16 protein-coding genes are annotated in these 17,002 nt (G+C 70.0%); 9 read left to right on the top strand and 7 right to left on the bottom strand.

Annotated elements, in window-relative coordinates; translation table 11 throughout:
• Nucleotides 1–36 precede the first annotated feature (36 nt).
• A complete protein-coding gene (gene rpe / locus A9976_RS21645; RefSeq protein WP_183020713.1) occupies nucleotides 37–720 on the bottom strand; it encodes a ribulose-phosphate 3-epimerase in 684 nt (227 codons plus the stop codon).
• Between the two features lie 115 nt (nucleotides 721–835).
• Here rpe and apaG point away from each other — a divergent pair, with 115 nt between their 5' ends.
• From apaG to A9976_RS21625, 4 genes are all read left to right on the top strand, one after another.
• A complete protein-coding gene (gene apaG, locus A9976_RS21640) occupies nucleotides 836–1,243 on the top strand; it encodes a Co2+/Mg2+ efflux protein ApaG (protein ID WP_183020712.1) in 408 nt (135 codons plus the stop codon).
• Between the two features lie 52 nt (nucleotides 1,244–1,295).
• Nucleotides 1,296–3,263 carry a site-specific recombinase gene (locus A9976_RS21635; RefSeq protein ID WP_183020711.1) on the top strand — a complete coding sequence of 656 codons (1,968 nt, stop codon included), beginning with the start codon at nucleotides 1,296–1,298 and terminating at the stop codon, nucleotides 3,261–3,263.
• 198 nt (nucleotides 3,264–3,461) lie between these two features.
• The gene (locus tag A9976_RS21630) at nucleotides 3,462–4,724 is read left to right on the top strand and encodes a cation:proton antiporter (protein WP_183020710.1); all 1,263 of its coding nucleotides are present in this window, start codon (nucleotides 3,462–3,464) and stop codon (nucleotides 4,722–4,724) included.
• Entirely contained in the window at nucleotides 4,714–5,838 is a 1,125-nt protein-coding gene (locus tag A9976_RS21625) for a YbdK family carboxylate-amine ligase (protein ID WP_013804717.1), read from the top strand. Before A9976_RS21630 ends, A9976_RS21625 begins: the two co-directional genes overlap by 11 nt.
• A 20-nt stretch (nucleotides 5,839–5,858) precedes the next feature.
• Here A9976_RS21625 and A9976_RS21620 read toward each other — a convergent pair whose 3' ends face one another.
• The 4 genes from A9976_RS21620 to A9976_RS21605 form a co-directional block, all read right to left on the bottom strand.
• On the bottom strand, nucleotides 5,859–7,979 hold the full coding sequence (locus A9976_RS21620) for an alpha/beta hydrolase domain-containing protein (RefSeq protein ID WP_183020709.1): 2,121 nt from the start codon (nucleotides 7,977–7,979) through the stop codon (nucleotides 5,859–5,861).
• Between the two features lie 121 nt (nucleotides 7,980–8,100).
• The gene (locus tag A9976_RS21615; protein ID WP_183020708.1) at nucleotides 8,101–9,084 is read right to left on the bottom strand and encodes a tripartite tricarboxylate transporter substrate binding protein; all 984 of its coding nucleotides are present in this window, start codon (nucleotides 9,082–9,084) and stop codon (nucleotides 8,101–8,103) included.
• A 48-nt stretch (nucleotides 9,085–9,132) separates the two neighbouring features.
• Nucleotides 9,133–9,504: a hypothetical protein gene (locus A9976_RS21610; protein ID WP_183020707.1), complete on the bottom strand. Its 372-nt coding sequence runs from the start codon at nucleotides 9,502–9,504 to the stop codon at nucleotides 9,133–9,135.
• Complete coding sequence (locus A9976_RS21605; protein ID WP_183020706.1) at nucleotides 9,501–10,949, bottom strand: acyclic terpene utilization AtuA family protein; 1,449 nt, start codon at nucleotides 10,947–10,949, stop codon at nucleotides 9,501–9,503. Before A9976_RS21605 ends, A9976_RS21610 begins: the two co-directional genes overlap by 4 nt.
• 70 nt (nucleotides 10,950–11,019) lie before the next feature.
• Here A9976_RS21605 and A9976_RS21600 point away from each other — a divergent pair, with 70 nt between their 5' ends.
• The 5 genes from A9976_RS21600 to A9976_RS21580 all read left to right on the top strand — a co-directional run bounded on the left by A9976_RS21600 (nucleotide 11,020) and on the right by A9976_RS21580 (nucleotide 15,786).
• Nucleotides 11,020–11,919 carry a LysR family transcriptional regulator gene (locus A9976_RS21600; RefSeq protein WP_183020705.1) on the top strand — a complete coding sequence of 300 codons (900 nt, stop codon included), beginning with the start codon at nucleotides 11,020–11,022 and terminating at the stop codon, nucleotides 11,917–11,919.
• Nucleotides 11,920–11,984: 65 nt separating this feature from the next.
• Complete coding sequence (thiL, locus tag A9976_RS21595; protein WP_183020704.1) at nucleotides 11,985–12,950, top strand: thiamine-phosphate kinase; 966 nt, start codon at nucleotides 11,985–11,987, stop codon at nucleotides 12,948–12,950.
• Nucleotides 12,951–12,988: 38 nt separating this feature from the next.
• Complete coding sequence (locus A9976_RS21590) at nucleotides 12,989–14,653, top strand: DUF4139 domain-containing protein (protein ID WP_183020703.1); 1,665 nt, start codon at nucleotides 12,989–12,991, stop codon at nucleotides 14,651–14,653.
• A gap of 130 nt (nucleotides 14,654–14,783) precedes the next feature.
• A complete protein-coding gene (locus A9976_RS21585; protein WP_012202641.1) occupies nucleotides 14,784–15,284 on the top strand; it encodes a phosphatidylglycerophosphatase A in 501 nt (166 codons plus the stop codon).
• A 10-nt stretch (nucleotides 15,285–15,294) separates the two neighbouring features.
• Nucleotides 15,295–15,786: a CinA family protein gene (locus A9976_RS21580; RefSeq protein WP_183020702.1), complete on the top strand. Its 492-nt coding sequence runs from the start codon at nucleotides 15,295–15,297 to the stop codon at nucleotides 15,784–15,786.
• Here the strand turns inward: A9976_RS21580 and A9976_RS21575 are convergent.
• Complete coding sequence (locus A9976_RS21575) at nucleotides 15,767–16,081, bottom strand: helix-turn-helix domain-containing protein (protein WP_034389565.1); 315 nt, start codon at nucleotides 16,079–16,081, stop codon at nucleotides 15,767–15,769. The genes A9976_RS21580 and A9976_RS21575 overlap by 20 nt on opposite strands.
• Nucleotides 16,082–16,114: 33 nt before the next feature.
• Complete coding sequence (locus A9976_RS21570) at nucleotides 16,115–16,939, bottom strand: UPF0149 family protein (protein ID WP_183020701.1); 825 nt, start codon at nucleotides 16,937–16,939, stop codon at nucleotides 16,115–16,117.
• Between the last annotated feature and the right edge of the window lie 63 nt (nucleotides 16,940–17,002).

Genomic DNA, 17,002 nt, shown 5'->3' with positions numbered 1-17,002 from the left:
CATATTGCGGGTCCTTGTCCGTGGCTGCAGCGTCGTTCAGGCAGCCAGGGCGCTGCGCATGGCATCGATCACCGCCTTGTAGTCCGGCTTGCCGAAGATGGCACTGCCGGCCACGAAGGTGTCGGCGCCCGCGTCGGCCACGCGGCGGATGTTGGTTTCCTTGATGCCACCGTCCACCTCCAGGCGGATGTCCCGGCCGCTGGCCTCGATGCGCTTGCGGGCCAGCTCGATCTTGCGCAGCGTGCTGTCGATGAAGCTCTGGCCGCCGAAACCCGGGTTGACGCTCATCAGCAGGATCAGGTCGATGTCGTCGATCACCCAGTCCAGCACGTCCAGCGATGCGGCCGGATTGAACACCAGGCCGGGCTTGGCGCCCTGGGCACGGATGTTCTGGATGCTGCGATGCACATGGGTGGATGCGTCAGGGTGGAAGCTGATGTAGTCGGCGCCGGCCTTGGCGAAGGCCGTGGCCAGTTCGTCCACGGGCTCGACCATCAGGTGCACGTCAATGGTCACGGGCTGGCCGTCAGGCGTCCTGGCATGGGGCTTCAGGGCCTCGCAGATCATGGGGCCGAAGGTGAGATTGGGCACGTAGTGGTTGTCCATCACGTCGAAGTGGATCCAGTCGGCGCCAGAGGCAATCACATTCTTGACCTCGTCACCCAGACGGGCGAAGTCGGCGGACAGGATGGAGGGGGCGATGCGGTAGGTGGGGCTCATGGGAGGCGATTGTCGCAGCATGCCCATCCCGACATCAAACGTCATGAAATAGTCAGCCGGGGCCGCCGTGGGGACGTTTGAATGCCGCTGCAGCTACGCAGTTACCATTGCCACCATGCCCATGAACGAGTTTCAGGTCCAGGTCCGCCCCGCCTTTTTGCCAGAGCAGTCCGCTCCAGCAGCGGGCGTATACGCCTTCTCCTACACGATCACCGTGACCAATACCGGCCAGGTGCCGGGCCAGTTGATCGCGCGCCACTGGATCATCACCAACGAGCTGGGCCACGTCGAAGAGGTCAAGGGCCTGGGGGTGATCGGCCGCCAGCCGCTGCTGCAGCCCGGCGAGACCTTCGAGTACACCAGCGGCTGCCAGCTGCGCACGCCCAACGGCAGCATGCAGGGCAGCTATCTGTGCATCAGCCACGAGGGCGAGGTCTTCGAGTGCAGCATTCCGCGATTCCAGCTGAAATCCGGTGCCGGCGGCGACAGCTTTCCGGACCCTGACAACCGCGTACTGCACTGAGCGCGGCCATCGGGCGGCGCGCTAGTCTCCTGCCCTGCCGCACCACCCATCCATGAAGCGAATCACCCAAGACCTGCCCGGCCTTCTGGCCGCACTCAACCCCGAGGCCGACCTCGCGCACCGCCATATCTGGCTGATCCACCTGCTGGAGTGGGTGCGCGCGCCCAAGCCGTCGGTGGACGGCGCCGTGCAGCGTGTGCAGTTGCTGGTGGAGGCCGTGGAGGCCGACCCAGCCGTGCGCCAGCGCCTGCATGCCTGGTGGCTGCGCTTCATCGACACCGTGGACATCACGGCGCTGCTGGCCGATTTCGGCTTTGCGCCGCGCACCAACATGTTCAGCGAGCTGTCCGAGCGCGCACGCTACAAGCTGCTGCCCAGCACGCCCGAGACGGTGGATGCCTCCGAGCTGTTCATGCTGGCCATGCCCGACGAATTCGACGCGCGCTGGCTGCACGCGCTGGAAGCGCCGCTGCTCGAACGCATCGCACTGCTGCTGACCGACGGCAGCGAGGGCCAGGGCAGCAGCTTCTGGCAGAACAGCCTGCTGGGCTCCATCACCTATTGCACCGGGCAGATCCTGTCCACGGGCTTCTCGCCCGAACTGCGCCTGCGCATGGACGAGCAGGCGCGCGACGACCAGCCCTTCCACGCCCTGATCCACGACGCCGAAAGCCTGCGCGTGGAGGTGATGCACGCGCTGCGCACCAATGACCGGCGCGATGCGGCCGAGGCCCGGCTGCGCGAGCGCCTGGATGCCTGCCGCGCGGCCGTGACATCGGTCTACACCCATTTCGAGTCCGAAGGGATCTCGGTGGGCCTGGTGTTCCGCCTGCGCCAGCTGCGCGCGCGCATCCTGCGCGTCAGGCGGCTGCTGGACTGCCTGGTGGCCGACAACCGCGCCACCGAGACGGCCGACCTGCTGGCCAACCTGGTGTCCGTGGGCATTGAGCGGCGCAGCCTGCGCGCGCTGCTGTCCACCAACACCTCGCTGCTGGCGGCCAAGGTGGCCGAGCGCAGCGCCGAGACGGGCGAGCACTACATCACGCGCACCGGCCGCGAATACCTGTCCATGGCGACCAAGGCCGCTGGCGGCGGCTTTGTGATGGCCTTCACCACGCTGCTGAAGTTCGCGCTCTACGCGCTGGGGCTGTCGGCGTTCTGGGGCGGGCTGGCGGCGGGCATCAACTACTCCATCAGCTTTGTGCTGATCCAGCTGCTGCACTTCACGGTGGCGACCAAGCAGCCGGCCATGACGGCACCGGCCATGGCCGCCAAGCTCAAGGACCTGCGCGCCAGCGAGGCCATCGAGGAGTTCGTGGACGAGGTCGCCCACCTGGTGCGCTCGCAGGTGGCGGCCGTGCTGGGCAACGTGCTGGTGGTGCTGCCCATGGTGCTGCTGTTGTCGCTGGGCTATGCCCAGCTGTTCGGCCACACGCCCATCGACGGGCCGCATGCGATTGCGGTGCTCGACTCGCTGAGCCTGCTGGGCCTGTCGCCGCTGTTCGCGGCCTTCACGGGCGTGCTGCTGTTCGCCAGCAGCCTGATCGCGGGCTGGGCCGAGAACTGGTTCGTGCTGCGCCGGCTGGATTCGGTGATCCGCTACAACCCCGGCATCACGCGCTGGCTGGGCGCCAGGCGCGCCGACCGCTGGGCGCATTTCTGGCGCAAGAACATTTCGGGCTTTGCCGCCAACGTCTCGCTGGGCATGATGCTGGGCCTGGTGCCCGCGTTCGCGGCCTTCTTCGGCCTGGGGCTGGAGGTGCGCCACGTCACGCTGTCGGCCGGCCAGATCGGTGCCGCCATGGCGGCCCTGGGCTGGCAGGTGCTGCACTCCAACATCTTCTGGTGGGCGGTTGCCCTACTGCCGGTCAATGGCGCGTTGAATGTCACTGTCAGCTTTTATCTGGCATTCCGCGTTGCGATGAGGGCACACAATGTCAGCGGAGTCGACCGCTCGCGCATCTATTCGGCCATCCGCCGCCGTCTGCGCACAGCGCCGCTGAGTTTCTTCCGCCCCTGAGCCTGCGGGACCTCGGGACACACGCGGAACCCACGTGCTGGCATGCACGCCCGGCCTTGCGGCCCGGCAGGCACGCCAGTGGATCGCCAACGAAGTGTCCCCGTGCCATGCGCACGGGACGCGGGTTTGCCCGCGCCGCAGGGAAGGCCCTGCGGAGCTTCGCTTCCGAGCCGCTGGCTCGCGCAAAGGACCTCGCTTATGAATGACATGCTGAGCTTCTGGGAGCCGTGGCTGCGGCCATCGGCCGGGCTGGCCACGGTGCAGTGGTCCCTGCTGCTGGCCGTGGCCACCATGGTGGGCTACGCCTGCCAGCGCCATGCGGCCCTGCCCAAGGTGGTGGGCTATTCGCTGGTGGGGGGCATTGCCGGGCTGATCGGATTTGGCGCCAACACCGCCTGGCCGTTGCAGGGCACGGGATTGTTCCTGCTGGAGCTGGGCGTGGCCATCGTGCTGTTCGAATGCGGCGGGCGCATCACGCTGCGCTGGTTCCGCCACAACCCCATGGTGCTGGTGCAAAGCGTGGCCGAATCCGCGTTGACCTATGTGCTGGTCTCCCTGGTGCTGGGCTGGCTGGGCGTGGCCCCCGAAGTGGCCGGACCGCTGGCCCTGGTGGCCATGGCGGCATCGCCCCTGGTGCTGACGCGCGTGGTGGCCGACATGCGTGCCGCAGGCGCCGTGACCGATCGCGGCCTGGTGCTGGCCACCCTGTCCACGCTGTATGCGCTGGCCCTGGGCAGCGCCAAGGCGGGCATGCTGACGCAGCCCAAGCCGGGCTTCGTGGCCTCGATCATGCCGGTGCTGGTGGTGCTGGGCGTCTCGGTGGCCGTGGCCCTGGTGCTGGCCGTGCTGATGCGCCTGGCGCTGCGCTTCATGAGCCCGGCCAGCGAGAACACCTCCATCCTCTTTCTCACCCTGATTTCGGCCAGCGTGCCGCTGACCTCGTACCTGGGCGGCTCGGCGCCGCTGGCGGCGCTGCTGGGCGGCATCTTGCTCAAGCAGTTCAACCCGCGCCCCTGGGCCTGGCCGCGCCAGCTGGGCACGGCGGCCTCGCTGCTGACCATGCTGATGTTCGTGCTGGTCTCCACCGTGGCCGCGCAGGCCGACTGGAGCGCGCCGGTGGCCGGCGTGGTGGGCGCCGTGATCCTGGCGCGCCTGGTCGCCAAGACCCTGGGCGTGGCCGTGGGCAATGCGGGCACCGGCGCCAACTGGCGCCAGGCCTTCTGGGTGGGCTGCGCCATGGCGCCCATGTCGTCGGTGGCGCTGCTGATTGCATCGCAGTTCGTTGCCGCCGCGCCCGAGCTGGGCGCGCAGATCGCAGGCGTGGCCCTGCCCACCATTTTGGTGATGGAGGTGCTGGGCGCCGCCCTGGCCACCGTGGCCATCTACCGCTCCGGCGAAAGCTCCCGCCCCTGGAAGCCGCTGAGCCGCTCGAATACCGCAGGAGATGAACGTGAGTCTTGAAGCCTTCAACTCGTCCGAACCGCTGACCCTGGGCGTGGAGCTGGAACTGCAGCTGGTCAACACCCACGACTACGACCTGGCCCCCTACGCCGAGGACATGCTGCGCCTCATGCTCAAGAACCCGCTGCCCGGCAGCGTGGTGCCCGAGATGACGAACAGCATGATCGAGATCTCCACCAGCGTCTGCCATTCGGCCTCGGAGGTGCTGGGCCAGCTCAGCCAGATCCGCGATGCGCTGGTCAAAAGCGCCGACAAGCTCAACATCGCCGTGGTGGGTGGCGGCACCCACCCCTTCCAGCAGTGGCATGAGCGGCGCATCTACGACAAGCCGCGCTTCCAGGAGCTGTCGCAGCTGTACGGCTACCTGTCCAAGCAGTTCACCATCTTCGGCCAGCACGTGCACATCGGCTGCCCCGACGCCGACGCGGCCCTGCTGATGCTGCACCGCATGTCGCGCTACATCCCGCACTTCATTGCGCTGTCGGCCTCCAGCCCCTACGTGCAGGGCCACGACACGGCCTTCGACTCGGCGCGGCTGAACTCGGTGTTCGCCTTCCCGCTGTCGGGCCGCGCGCCCTGCGTGCTGCACTGGAGCGAGTTCGAGCAGTACTTCGACAAGATGACGCGCACGGGCGTGGTCAAGAGCATGAAGGACTTCTACTGGGACATCCGGCCCAAGCCCGAGTTCGGCACCATCGAGATCCGCGTGTTCGACACGCCGCTGACCATCGAGCGCGCAGCCGCCCTGTCCGGCTATGTGCAGGCGCTGGCCGCCTGGTTCATGGACACCCAGCCCTTCACGCCCGTGGAGGACGACTACCTGGTCTACACCTACAACCGCTTCCAGGCCTGCCGCTTCGGCCTGGAAGCCGTGTACGTGGACCCGGCCACGGGCGAGCACATGCCCCTGGCCGACCACATCCTCAAGACCATGGATGCCGTGGCCGACTACGCGGCCCGCCACGGCGCCGCGCCCGCCCTGCACCTGCTGCGCAGCGACGTGGCCGCCGGCAGCAACGATGCCCGCTGGCTGCGCGAACGCCAGCGCAGCGAGCAGCTGCTGGCCGAGGTCTCGCGCCAAGCGGCCATGCGCTTTCGCGGTCAGGCCGTCTGAGGCCGGCGTTCAGCGCAGTCTCAAGGCAGTACCGCCGCCGCACGCGCGGCGGTGATCTGCGCGTCGGCGTCGCGCTGCAGCAGCAGGCGCTGGCGAACCAGGTCCTGGGCTGCGGCCGTGACGGCGCTCACGTAGCCGGCCTGGTCGACATACAGCTCCTCCAGTGAAGGCCGCGAGTCACCGGCCGCCAGCCGCGCCGCGCGCGTCTTGTGGAAGGGGATGAAGCTGCCCGTGAGGTTGGACAGGTCCGCGATGCCCGGCGTGGCCACGTAGTTGAACTCCATGCTGGTGCCCAGCGGTGCCCGCGCCTCCACGCTGCGGATGCCGGCACGCGTGAGGCCGGTGGCCGCATCGACCTGGGGCACGAGGATGGCGTAGTCCTTGCCCGTGGCGCGCGGCGGCTGCAGCGTGGCGATGCCGCTTTCGTCCTGCGGCACGTACTGCGGGCCGAAGTCGAGCAGCGCAAAGCCGTTGTGGCGCGCCAGGTAGCGGAACTCGGGGATGGCGGTCTGCACGCCGCCCACGTTCCAGCTCAGGCCCTTCATGGCGGGAAAGACCAGCTTGTCGGGCCGCACCAGGGTGCCGTCGGCCAGCCTGGGCACCTGGCTGGCCGGCGGCTCGGTGCCGCGCACCACCCAGTCCTCCAGCGCGATGAACAGCGCGCGGAACGTGTCGTTGAAGTGCACCACGGTGCCGGCCGGATAGACATTGCGCGTGGGCGCATAGCCGATGCTGGCCGTGCCGCCTGCGCCGCCGTGCTGGGTGCTGGCGTAGTAGTAGATGCGCGCATTGGCGGGCTGGGCGATGTCGCGCAGGCCGTTGGCATCGGTCAGCACGGGCGAGCCCTGCAGCTGCCAGAACTCCGTGCCCGACAGGCCCAGGAAGAACTTGGGACAGGTATTGCTGGCTTCGCAGCGCTTCATCACGCCGCCCTGGCGGCCGCTGACCTCATCGCTGTAGTCCTTGTCCAGGCCGCGCGGCGCGGTCTGGCCGAAGGCCGTGTGGTCGGTGCGCAGGCCGCCCCCGCCGCCGGGCACGGCAAAGCGCGTGTTGATGTTGGTCTGGCGCGCGGCCACATGGGCATACATGCCGTCGAAGACCTTGCCGCCATCGAGCGCCTGGTTGAAGCCCAGGTGCAGGAAGGTCTTCATGGCATTGCCCGACTGCGAGGTGCCCTGGCCGATGGTGTGCGTGATGCGCCCGGCCAGCGGATTGGCCTTGCCGTCGGCGTCGGACGCCTTGGCGCGGAAGAAGCTCACCGTGTCGCGCAGCGCCGCCAGGCCCACGCCCATGACCTTGGGGTCCTTGGCCACATAGACCAGTTCGTAGAGGTACTGCGGATCGAAACCGCCCTTCAGGCAGACGCTGGTGGCCGCAGGCGTGCCGGGGAAGGGATTGGCGGCGGCATCGCAGCTGGCGAACTTCCAGTCGCCCGCAGGCACGGTCTGGCGCGCATCGGTTTCGTTGATGCGGCGCGTGAGCGAGTAGCCGGCCTGCGTGTTGTCCAGGCTGGCGGGCTCGTAAGGAATCATGGTCCCGTTGAACACGCCGCCGGGCAGGGTCATGGAGGGCACGGCGGCGGCCGGGACCAGCTCGGTGCGGTAGCTGCCCGTGATGCTGCTGCCGTCCTTGTTGCGGGCCACGGGCACGGTGACCGTCAGGCGCGCGGGCGTGGACTTGGGCACATCGCCCTGCCAGGCCGAGTACAGCAGCACATAGCCGCGCTCCAGGTAGACCGCATCGCCGGGCGTGGCCGTGGGGTTGGGCATGGTCAGGATGTTGCCGCGGTTGGGCGCGTCATAGCGCAGCACGCCGCTGGCCTTGGACATGTCCTTGGGCTTGAGCATGACGAAGTCGGTGCTGTACTCCACCATGCCGCGCGCATTGACGGGCGCCAGCACCAGGTCCTGGATCACGGCGTTCTTCGGGTCGGCCGGGTCCAGCTCGCCGCGCAGCACGCCGGTCACTTTTTCGTAGGCGCCGACACTGCCGTAGCTGCCGGCAAAGTCCTCGGTGGCGCTGATGCTCAGCTGCATGCGAGGCGCCTGCGAGCCGGCGGGCGAGTCACTGCCGCCGCAGGCGGTCAGCAGCCCGGATGCGGCCAGGGCAAGGACCAGTGGATGGATGGATCTGATGTGCATGTTGTCTCCTTGGGGTCATGGCACAGGCAAGGCTCCGCCCTGGCCGCCGTGCATTGCGGCGGCCTAGGGCGGTTCGGAAAGAAAGGGAACGGGAGAGCGGGGAACGAGAGCGGGGAGCGGCCTACTCGGGCTGGATGCCGGCGGCCTTGATCACCTGGCCCCACTTCTGGGTCTCGGCGGCCTGGAAGGCGGCCAGTTCCTGCGGCGTGGCCGTCCAGCCCTCGGAGCCGGACATCTCGAAGAAGGACTTGGCGCCCGCGCTGTGCACGGCGTCGGACAGCAGGCGGTTGAGGCGGGCCACCACGGCCTCGGGCGTGCCGGCGGGCGCATAGGCCGCGAACCAGTAGCCCATGTCGTAGCCCTTGACGCCGGCTTCCTCCAGCGTGGGCACTTCGGGCAGCTGCGGGCTGCGTTTGGTGGTGGAGTAGCCCAGGGCGCGCAGCTTGCCCGACTTGACCTGGGGCACGCCGGTGGAGGTATCGGTGATCATCAGGTCGATCTGGCCGCCCAGCAGGTCGGTGATGGCCAGCGGATTGCTCTTGTAGGGCACGTGCATCAGGTCCACGCCGGCCAGCTGCTTGAGCATTTCACCGGCCACGCGGCTGGAGGAGCTGCCGCTGCCGAACGACAGCTTGCCCGGCTGCTTCTTCGCCGCCGCCAGCAGATCGCCCACGTTCCTGTACGGCGCATCGGCGCGCACCACCAGCACCTGGCCGCCCTTGCCCAGCCCGGCCACGGGCGCGAAGTCCTTGACCGCGTCATAGGGCAGCTTCTTGTACAGATGCTGGTTGGCCGCATGCGTGGTGTTGGTGGTGATCAGCACCGTGTAGCCATCGGCCGCCGAGCGCGCCACCTGCTGGGCCGCGATCATGCCGCTGGCGCCGCCCTTGTTCTCGACCACCACGGCCTGCTTGGTCGCCGTGGTCACGGCCTGGCCCAGCGCCCGTGCCAGCTGGTCGGTGGCGCTGCCGGCCGCAAACGGCACGACGAAGGTGATGGGCTTGGACGGATAGTCCTGTGCCAGGGCCGGTGCGGCGGCGGCTGCCAGCGCGCATGCGGCCAGCGCGAGCACATGGCGGCGGGGGAAGTTGTGCGAAAAGTGCATGTCTGTCTCCTTTGTTGTGATGAATGTGTGACGGGCGGGTCCTGCCGGCTACTCCGGCGCCAGGTGGGGCAGCAGCGAGGCCGGCACCTGGACCTGCATCTGCAGCAGCCAGTACGACAGCGCCTTGCCGTGGCTGTCGAGGTTGAGCGCGTCGTTGACGCCGCCGTCCAGCACCGCGTCCAGCACCCAGTTCATGGCCTGCAGGCGCTGCAACACGAAGCGCTGCACGCGCGCCGGGCGCCGGGCGGCGAAGTGCGCGGCCACGCGCTCTTCGGTGATCTGCTCCACCAGCACGGGCCAGCAGGCGGCATTCCAGGCGATGAGGCTGATGTTGGAGCGGTTGCCCTTGTCCCCCGTGCGCCCGTGCGCCAGGCGGTACAGCGGTACGGTGACGGGCATCGTGGTCTGCAGTGTGTTCATGCGGCGTGCTCCCCGGCCTCTTTCTCGACCCCTTTATCGACGCCTTTATCGACATCTCCCTCGGCCCACTTCCATCCGGTGGCGATGCTCTGCTGCGCCAGCAGGCAGGACACCGTGCCCAGCCGCGCGCGCAGCGCCGTGCGCACGCCGCCGCCGCCGGCCGGCCCGCAGGTGTACAGCGCATTGACCTCGCGCGGCAGGCGCCGCGCCTGGGCCTGCGTGGGGCGCAGCCAGGCGGCGCGCAGGCGCACGTCCTGGGGAGCGGCTGCGCCGGCCGGCTGCGCGTCGCGCCAGCGGCCGGCGTCGTCGCCCAGCACGCTGGCCACGCCGATCCAGTCCAGGCGCAGGTCGCCTGCGGCCTCGCCGCCCAGGCGCTCGCGCAGCACCTCGCCGGCCAGCCGGGCGCGCTCCAGGGCGCGCGGGCCGGCATAGGAGATCTCGCCCTCGGCCAGCCAGCCCGAGGCATGGCAGACATTGACCTTGTAGTGGCCGTTGTGCGCATGGCCGCGCACGCCGCTCAGGCGCACGGCGTCAGGCCCCACCTGGTGCACCTCGGCCTCGGACAGGTCGGCCACCACGTCGGGCGTCAGGTAGGCGGCCGGGTCGTGCACCTCGTACAGCAGTTGTTCCTTGACCGTGCGTTCGCTGACCAGGCCGCCCGTGCCTTCGGGCTTGGTGATGGTGCAGTCGCCCGAGGGTTCGATGATGGCAATGGGATAGCCCAGCCGCGCCAGGCCCTGCACGTCCTTGAAGCCCGGGTCGGCGAAGTAGCCGCCCGTGACCTGGGCGCCGCATTCCAGCAGGTGGCCGGCCATGGTGGCGCGCGCCAGGCGGTCCCAGTCGTCCCAGGCCCAGTCGAAATGCGCCATGGCCGGCCCCAGGGTCAGCGAGGGGTCGGACACGCGGCCGGCCACCACGATCTCGGCACCGGCCTGCAGGGCCTCGGCAATCGCGCGCGCGCCGATGTAGGCGTTGGCACTGACCAGCGAATCCTCGGGAAACTCCGCACCCAGCGCGGCCCGCAGCGCCCCGCGGTACGCCGGGCCGCTGACATCGTCGCCATGCACCACGGCGACGCGCGGCACGCGCAGGCCCAGGCGCTGCGCCAGCCGCTGGATGCAGCGCGCCGCGCCTTCGGGATTCGCCGCACCGAAGTTGCTGACGATGCGTATGCCATGCGCCAGGCAATCGGCCAGCACGGGCTCCAGCAGGTCCTCCAGCAGGGGCTCGTAGCCGGCGTCGGGCTGCTCGCGCCGCGCGAGCTGGGCCAGCGCCAGCGTGCGCTCGGCCAGGGTCTCGAAGATCAGGCAGGCGCTCTGGCCGCTGGCCGCCAGGGCGCGCACCACGGGCGCGGCGGCATCGGTGCGGTCGCCCGAGAAGCCGGCTGCGCAGCCCACCCACAGCGGGGGCTTGTCCGGGGCAAAGAAGGTTTCCAGGTGGTCCATGCAGGCCAATGTAGGCAAGGGCTGCTAATCTGTGAAATCGATTATTCGGATCAACTCATCCAAAAACCCGATGAATATCTCCTCCCGCCAGCTCGATGCCTTCATCGCCCTGGCCCAGCTCAGCAGCTTCACGCTGGCCGCGCAGCGCTGCCATCTGTCGCAGCCGGCCTTCAGCGCCCTGATCAAGGGCCTGGAAGACGGCGTGGGCGTGCGGCTGTTCGACCGCAGCACGCGCCATGTGGCGCTGACGCAGGAGGGGGCGCAGTTCCTCGATGCCGCGCAGCGCATACGCGCCGACCTGGGCGATGCCGTGCAGGGCCTGCGCGAGGCGGCGGCGCTGCAGCGCGGGCGCGTGTCCATCGCCCTGCTTCCTTCGCTGGCGGCGGCCTGGCTGCCGCCCGTGCTGGCGCTGTTCCATGCGCGCCATCCGGGCATACAGCTGCAGGTGTCGGACCTGCTGTCCGAGTCCTGCATCGCCCAGGTGGCCTCGGGCCAGGCCGACCTGGCGCTGGCCGCCATCCGCGCCGACACCGAGGAGCTGCAGGCCGAATGGTTCTGCGCCGACCGGCTGCACCTGGTCTGCCGCGCCGACCATGCGCTGGCGGCCCTGCCCGCGCCGACCATGGCCGACCTGCGGGACCAGCCCTTCATCCAGCTCGCGCGCCACAGCAGCGTGCGCCAGTACCTGGAATCGCAGGAGCAGGCCCCGCCCCTCAACACCTTGCTGGAAGTGGAACACCTGGCCACCGTGATGGGCATGGTGCGCGCGGGCCTGGGCATCAGCGTGGTGCCCGCGCTGGCGCTGTTCCACTTCGTGCAGCCCGGCCTGGTGACGCGCCCGCTGGCCGATGCCGACCGCCGGCGCGACCTGTACCTGGTGCGCAGGCGCCAGCGCAGCCTGTCGCCGGCCGCCCAGGCCTTCCACGCGCTGGCGCTGGAGCACCGGCCCGGTGCGGGCGAGACCGCATGAAACGGGGCAGCACGAACCTCGCAGCACAATAGCCCGATCACCAAACGCATCCGAAAGCCGCCACCGTGGGTGAATTCGACCTGATCCGCCGCTTCTTCCAGCGCCCCGTGCGCCGCGCCGCCCTGGGCGTGGGCGATGACTGCGCCCTGCTCGCCCCGGCGCCGGGCATGCAGCTGGCCGTCTCCAGCGACATGCTGGTCGAGGGCCGGCATTTCTTCGCCGACGTGGACCCGCGCCTGCTGGGCCACAAATCCCTGGCCGTGAACCTGTCAGACCTGGCGGCCTGCGGCGCGCGCCCGCTGGCCTTCACGCTGGCCCTGTCCCTGCCGCGCGCCGATGCGGCCTGGACCGAGGCGTTTGCGGCCGGCCTGCTGGCGCTGGCCGACGCCCACGGCTGCGAGCTGGTCGGCGGCGACACCACCCAGGGGCCCTTGAACATCTGCATCACCGTCTTCGGCGAGGTGCCGCCCGGCCAGGCCCTGCTGCGCAGCGGTGCGCGCGCGGGCGACGACATCTGGGTCAGCGGCAGCCTGGGCGATGCCCGCCTGGCGCTGGAAGCCCTGCTGGGCCACACCAGCCTGCCACCCGGCACGCTGGCCGCCGCGCGCCAGCGCCTGGAAGCGCCCACGCCGCGCGTGGCACTGGGCCAGGCGCTGCGCGGCATTGCCAGCAGTGCGCTGGATGTGAGCGACGGCCTGCTGGGCGACCTGGGCCACATCCTCGAGCAATCCCGCGTGGGCGCCAGCCTGGACACGCGCCTGGTCACGCCGCTGCTCGATGCCGGCCAGCAGACGCCCCTGGCCATCGACCTGCTGCACCAGTGCACCCTGTCCGGCGGCGACGACTACGAGCTGTGCTTCACGGCCCCGGCCGACCGGCGCGATGCCGTGCAGGCCGCAGGCCGCGACAGCGCCACGCGCGTCACGCGCATCGGCTGCATCGAGGAGCAGCCCGGCCTGCGGCTGATCGGCCCGGACGGTGCGGCCATGGCGCCCCGGTGGACCTCATTCGACCACTTCGCCGCGGCCTGACGCCGCGCCAAACCACTTTCATCCGAGAAGGACTGCCCATGGTTCAACGCTCCGCCCTGCCCGCCCTCTCTGCCCTGGCCGCCGCCTGCTTCCTGCTGGCAGGCACCCCGGTCCAGGTCCAGGCCCAGGCCCAGGCACAAGCCCAGGAAGCCACCATCGCCCGCGCCCCCATCGCGCGCGTCACCCTGTATGCGGGCGTGGCCTCGGTGGAGCGCACGGCGCGCATCACGGCCGCCACGCGACAGCTGGTGTTCGAGTGCCTGCCCGGCTCCATCGACCCGCAGAGCCTGCAGGTCAGCGCCGATGCCGGCGTGCGCCTGGGCGACTACAAGCTGCAGTCGCAGCCGCGCGAACTGGCCTCCAAGGCATGCGCCAGCCCGCTGGAGCAGCAGATCCGCACGCTGGAAGACCAGCTGGCCGCGCTGGAGGCGGACGAGTCCGCCGCCAAGCTGGTGGGCGACTACCTGCAAGGCCTGGCCAAGCCCGGCGATGACGCCAAAGCCCCTGCCCTGCCCGCCGCCAGCCAGCTGGGCGCCGCCACCGAGGCGCTGCGCAGCACCAGCCGCGGCAACACGCTGCGCGCCCACCAGATCCTGCGGCAAAAGCAGGCGCTGCAGGAGCAGCTCAGGCCGCTGCAGCTCGAACGCGACCGCACGGGCGCGGGCAACGCCCAGGTGATGAAGGTCACCGTGCAACTGGCCAGCCCGGCCGACGCGAACGTGCAGCTGACCTACCAGGTGCGCGGCCCGAGCTGGCAGCCCACCTACCGCGCCCAGCTGGACCCGGCCAAGGGCACCGTGGCCATCGAACGCCTGGCCCTGGTGGCCCAGAACAGCGGCGAGGACTGGAGCCAGGTGCAGCTGCTGCTGTCCACCGGCCAGCCCTCGCGCAGCACGCAGGCACGCCTGCCCAATCCCTGGACGCTGGATGTGGAACGGCCCCGCCCCGTGGCCGCCATGGCCCCTGCGGCAGCGCCGGCCCCGGCGGCCCCTGCGATGATGCTGGAGCGCGCCCGCAAGCCCGGGGCGGCCGGCGAGGCCGCCGAACTGCCGGTGCTCGATGTCGCCAGCCTCAACACCGCCTACGCCACGCAGTTCTCCGTGCCCTACCGCATCAGCGTGCCCTCCAGCAGCGAGCGCGTGACCCTGGCCCTGGGCTCGCAGAACCTGCCGGCCACCCTGCTCACGCGCACGGCGCCCGCCGTGGAAGAGGCCGCCTACCTGGTGGCCCAGCTGGCCGTGCCGGCCGGTGTCTGGCCCGCAGGCCCCGTGGCCCTGTTCCGCGACGGCGCCTTCGCCGGCCAGGGCCGGCTGGACTTCGGCAACGCCACCGCGCTGGCCCAGGGCCTGTCTTTCGGCCGTGACGACAAGGTGGTGGTGCGCAACCTGCCCGTGGACTCGGCCACGGGCAGCGGCGGCCTGCTCGGCAGCAGCACCGAACGCCAGGTCACGCGGCGCTTCCAGGTGGACAACCGCCATGACCGCGCCATCGAACTGCAGGTGGTGGATGCCGCACCCGTCTCGCGCAACGAGCAGATCCGCGTGCAGTCCCAATACAACCCGCAGCCGGCCACCACGCGCTGGAACGACCGCAACGGCATGATCGCCTGGCAGCAGCCGCTGGCCGCTGGCGCCAGCGCCGGCTTCGAGGCCCGCCACCAGATCCGCCATCCGCAGGATCTGGCGGTCGAAGAGCGTCAGTGAAGCACCAGGGCCGCGCTTATGATCTGGCCCCATGAGTGACGCGCCGCTGCGGCCGGAGGTTTCCGGCGATCCTGCTACCCCTACCTTTGCCTCTGCGGCGCGCCCACCGGAAGGCCCGCCGCAGGGCGGCATGGCTCGCCCCACGCTGGAATTCATGATGTCCCACCCGGCCCACTTCATCGCCATGGGGCTGGGCTCGGGGCTGGGGCGCATCGCGCCCGGCACCGTGGGCACGCTGTGGGCCTGGCTGTCCTTCCTGCTGCTGCAGCACTGGTTCACGCCCCAGCAGATCGGCCTGCTGATCGCGGGCAGCATTCCCCTGGGCTGGTGGGCCTGCACGGTCACGGCGCGCCACATGCGCGTGGCCGACCCGGGCAACCTGGTCTGGGACGAGATCGTGGCCTTCTGGCTGGTGCTGTGGCTGGTCATGCCCACGGGTTTCTGGGGCCAGCTCATCGCCTTTGCGCTGTTCCGCTTCTTCGACGCCGCCAAGCCCCAGCCCGTCAAATGGGCGGACCGGTGTTTCAAGGGCTTCGGCTGGCGCGGCGGCTGGGGGATCATGTTCGATGACCTGGTGGCCGCCTTCTGCACGCTGCTGGTCATCGCCCTGTGGCGCCATTTCATCGGCTGAAGGAGCTGGCATGAACGCATCCAACGAACTCGTCGACACCCTGGCCGGCCTGCTGCTGCAGCGCGGCTGGATGCTGGCCACGGCCGAGAGCTGCACGGGCGGCATGATCGCCGCGGCCTGCACGGACCGTGCCGGGTCCAGCGAATGGTTCGAGCGCGGCTTTGTGAGCTACTCCAACGCGGCCAAGCACGACCTGCTGGGCGTGCCCGAGGCGCTGATCGCCGAGCACGGCGCCGTGAGCGAGCCCGTGGCGCGCGCCATGGCCGAGGGCGCCGTCGCCCATTCACGCGCGCAGTGCAGCGTGGCCGTGACAGGCGTGGCCGGGCCGGGCGGCGGCAGCGCCGCCAAGCCCGTGGGCACGGTCTGGTTCGGCTGGAGCGTGTACGGCACCACGCACAGCGAATGCCTGCGCTTTGACGGCGACCGCGCCGCCGTGCGCCAGGCCACCATGGTCCATGCCCTGCAGCGCCTCAATGCGCTGATCAGCGCAAGGCTTTTATGAGCTTGTGCGCGATCTCCTGCAGCGGTGCAGGCAGGGCGCGGTAGCTTTCCAGCAGGCGCTGCTCGTCCACGGGCAGCGGCGCGTTGTCGTCTTCCAGCCCGGCCGTCAGCTCCAGCGCCGTGGTCTGCAGCGCCAGGGCCACGCGGGCCAGGGTGTCGTTCTTGAGGGTGCGGATGGCCCCCGATTCGATCTGCGAGACGGCCGAGGCCGTGATGCCCGCCGCCTCGGCCAGCCGGCCCTGGGTCATGCCCAGTTCGGCGCGGCGGGCGCGTATGCGTTCACCGATATGTCTCATGGCCCGTGCATCCAAAGCCTGTGGCGCGGGCGCTCAGGCGCCGTGGCACTTCTTGAACTTCTTGCCGCTGCCGCAGGGGCAGGGGTCGTTGCGGCCCGGCTGCTCGCCCTTGACGATGGTTTCCTGGCGCGGGCCCATGCTCTTCCAGATCTGGCGCAGGTCGTACAGCGCCCAGATGGCCTCGCCGAACTGCTCCACTCGCTCCTGGCTGGTGCTGGCGGGGCCGTCCTCGTCGTACATGCAGACTTCGGGCTTGCCGGTGTCGTCCTCGGTCAGGGCCACGACGGCGTTGAGTGCCTCGTTGAGCCAGCCGGCGGCTTCCTTGTCGCGCGGGGCGGCCCATTCCTCGGCCCAGTTCTCGACCACGAACATGAAGCCCAGCGCCCAGATCTGGCCGAACGAAGGGATCTCGCCGTCATCGGGACGCTCTTCCTCGGGCAGCGACAGGATGGCGCCGCGCATGTCCATGGCCTCGGGCTGGAATGTGCGGTCGTCCTCCAACGTCTTCACGTCGGCGTCCAGCTGGGTGCGGACCTCGTCCATGCGCAGGCCCACCAGCTCCAGAAAGCGCGCCTGCTGCGCCGCGTCCTTGAACACTTCCATCAGCGGCAGCGGCTGGCCCTCGGCCACCTCCAGCGTGCCGCCGTCGCCCAGCAGCATGGGCAGCCACTCGGCGGCCGGCACCTCGCGGCGCGTGCAGATCAGCGCCGTCAGGAAACCGTCGCAGAACTCCCACTGCGGAATCTCCTCGCCGCGCGTGCGCAGCTCGTCGAGCAGATCGTCGAGTTCCTCCAGCGCCTCGGGCGTCAGGGCAGGCTCGTCGGGCAGGGCGGTGGCTTCGTGGGCGTCGTTGGACATGGCGGAAATCTCTGGGGAAAACAGGGAGAAGGAACCGGCCACGGCCAGCCCCTCGAATGAATG

Source organism: Delftia sp. UME58, from assembly GCF_014170385.1.
GTDB lineage: Bacteria > Pseudomonadota > Gammaproteobacteria > Burkholderiales > Burkholderiaceae_C > Comamonas > Comamonas acidovorans.
The sequence above is the reverse complement of the archived record's forward strand: the minus strand, read 5'-3'. Positions and strand labels throughout refer to the sequence as shown.

Coding starts and splice junctions, on each gene's coding strand:
- apaG (WP_183020712.1), top strand. CDS start 836: ATGCCCATGAACGAGTTTCAGGTCCAGGTCCGCCCCGCCTTTTTGCCA.
- A9976_RS21615 (WP_183020708.1), bottom strand. CDS start 9,084: ATGCACTTTTCGCACAACTTCCCCCGCCGCCATGTGCTCGCGCTGGCC.
- A9976_RS21630 (WP_183020710.1), top strand. CDS start 3,462: ATGAATGACATGCTGAGCTTCTGGGAGCCGTGGCTGCGGCCATCGGCC.
- A9976_RS21580 (WP_183020702.1), top strand. CDS start 15,295: ATGAACGCATCCAACGAACTCGTCGACACCCTGGCCGGCCTGCTGCTG.
- A9976_RS21570 (WP_183020701.1), bottom strand. CDS start 16,939: ATGTCCAACGACGCCCACGAAGCCACCGCCCTGCCCGACGAGCCTGCC.
- A9976_RS21585 (WP_012202641.1), top strand. CDS start 14,784: ATGGCTCGCCCCACGCTGGAATTCATGATGTCCCACCCGGCCCACTTC.
- A9976_RS21610 (WP_183020707.1), bottom strand. CDS start 9,504: ATGAACACACTGCAGACCACGATGCCCGTCACCGTACCGCTGTACCGC.
- A9976_RS21605 (WP_183020706.1), bottom strand. CDS start 10,949: ATGGACCACCTGGAAACCTTCTTTGCCCCGGACAAGCCCCCGCTGTGG.
- rpe (WP_183020713.1), bottom strand. CDS start 720: ATGAGCCCCACCTACCGCATCGCCCCCTCCATCCTGTCCGCCGACTTC.
- A9976_RS21635 (WP_183020711.1), top strand. CDS start 1,296: ATGAAGCGAATCACCCAAGACCTGCCCGGCCTTCTGGCCGCACTCAAC.
- A9976_RS21575 (WP_034389565.1), bottom strand. CDS start 16,081: ATGAGACATATCGGTGAACGCATACGCGCCCGCCGCGCCGAACTGGGC.
- A9976_RS21620 (WP_183020709.1), bottom strand. CDS start 7,979: ATGCACATCAGATCCATCCATCCACTGGTCCTTGCCCTGGCCGCATCC.
- A9976_RS21590 (WP_183020703.1), top strand. CDS start 12,989: ATGGTTCAACGCTCCGCCCTGCCCGCCCTCTCTGCCCTGGCCGCCGCC.
- A9976_RS21600 (WP_183020705.1), top strand. CDS start 11,020: ATGAATATCTCCTCCCGCCAGCTCGATGCCTTCATCGCCCTGGCCCAG.